The organism is Rhodococcus sp. LB1, from assembly GCF_001583455.1.
Taxonomy (GTDB): Bacteria; Actinomycetota; Actinomycetes; order Mycobacteriales; family Mycobacteriaceae; genus Rhodococcus_F; species Rhodococcus_F opacus.
Window position 1 is genome coordinate 1 of the sequence record NZ_LTCZ01000267.1, and the last position, 1645, is coordinate 1645.

A 1645-nucleotide genomic window follows, 5' to 3' on the forward strand; every position below is an offset into this window, starting at 1 on the left:
CGGGTTCCGACAGATCGAATCGGGGCTTCGGGATCATGACCGCCCACCCACTCGAACTGCCCGCTTCGCGACCTGTCGCAGGTCGTAGTCGCCGTCCGCGAGTGTGTGCTCGTCGAGCACCTCGCCGCGTTCGAGTATCCGACGGCCGACCATGTGCGTGCCGGGATCGTTGACCGACTCGATGGCGACCAGGCGGCCATGGCGCAGGCAGAAGACGGACAGCCGGTTCCCCTCCCGACGCACGACCGTGCGATCACCGGGGTTCCCGACGCCCACGATCTGCACCTTCAGTGCACCCTGATTGCTCCAGAACCACGGTGTGGCCGAGTAGGGGTCGGTATTGCCGAGGATCGTGGTAGCAACGTGCCGGGCCTGGTCGGTGGCGCTCTGGATCGATTCGAGCCGGTGAACACGGCCGGACTCGTCCTCGACGGCGGCGCAATCACCGATCGCGAAGATCGCCCGATCCCGGGTCCGCATTTGCTGATCGACCAGGATTCCGTGGTCGGTGGGGAGTCCGGCCGCGGCGGCAAGTTCGTCGTTGGCCACCATGCCTACCCCGAGCACCACCAGGTCTGCCGCCAACTCCTCCCCCTCGGCGGTCAGCACCGCCCCGACGACACCACCCCGGCCACGGATTTCGGTGACACGATCGTCGAAATGCAGCTCGACGCCGCAGGACCGGTGATAGTCCGCAACGATCTCGGAGACGTGGGGGGTGACGACCCGCTTCATCAAGCGGTCGGAACCTTCGATGACGGTCACGTGTCGTTGACGCGCAGCTGCTGCTGCCGCGACCTCCAACCCGATGAATCCGCCACCGATGATGACGATGTTCGTCGCAGCCTCGAGTGCAACCCTCAGCGCCCGGGCATCGTCGAGTGAACGTAATTCTGCGACGCCGGCCAACTCGGCACCCGGTACCGGCAGTCGACGCGGGCGGCCACCCGTCGCCAGCACCAGGTGTTCGTAACGCCACTCCCGTCCGTCCTGTGCCACAACACTTTTGCTATCCCGGTCGAGACGTGCGACCCGCGCCTGCACCATGTCGATACCGCGGGATGCGAAGAAGTCCTCGCCGCGCAGGGAGAAGTCCTGGGCAGCGGAAGCGTCGTCGAGCGCTTCCTTCGACAGGGAAGGCCGGTCGTATGGGCGATGGGGTTCACCGTTGACCAGCGTGATTCGATCGGCGTAGCCAGCCTCACGCAACGATGCCGCGATCTGCACACCGGCGTGTCCGCCACCGACGATGAGGACCCCTGACTGCCCGGCCGCGCCCATCATGCTTGCTCTTCCGGGATTCGGACGGTGATCTCAGCATCATCGGTGGTCGGGACGAGTTGACAGCTGAGTCGACTCCCGTCCTGCCGTGGTGCGGCGGTCCAGTCGAGCATCTCGTCTTCGTCGGGCGAGGGGCCTGCCAGCGGCTGATTGCACCCCTCGACGTAGACGTGGCACGTGGCGCAGACGGCAGATCCGCCGCATTCGCCGACGATGCCCGGGACGTCGTTGCTCACGGCCGCCTTCATCAGGCTGATGCCGACTGGTACCGAGACCTGTTGCGTGGCCCCGTCGGCGTGGATGTACGTCACGAGTGGCATGGGAATCCTTTCGGAGGTCAGTAGCTGTGGGGTGCAGTGCCTGC

2 protein-coding genes are annotated in these 1645 nt (G+C 66.0%); both read right to left on the reverse strand.

Features of this window, described 5'->3' with window-relative positions:
- Nucleotides 1–33: 33 nt before the first annotated feature.
- Nucleotides 34–1284 (reverse strand): NAD(P)/FAD-dependent oxidoreductase, encoded by a 1251-nt coding sequence (locus tag AZG88_RS28910; RefSeq protein WP_063886908.1) that lies wholly within the window; start codon nucleotides 1282–1284, stop codon nucleotides 34–36.
- A partial coding sequence (locus AZG88_RS28915; RefSeq protein WP_331712303.1) for a 2Fe-2S iron-sulfur cluster-binding protein occupies nucleotides 1281–1645 on the reverse strand: 365 nt, incomplete at its 5' end. The genes AZG88_RS28910 and AZG88_RS28915, both read right to left, overlap by 4 nt.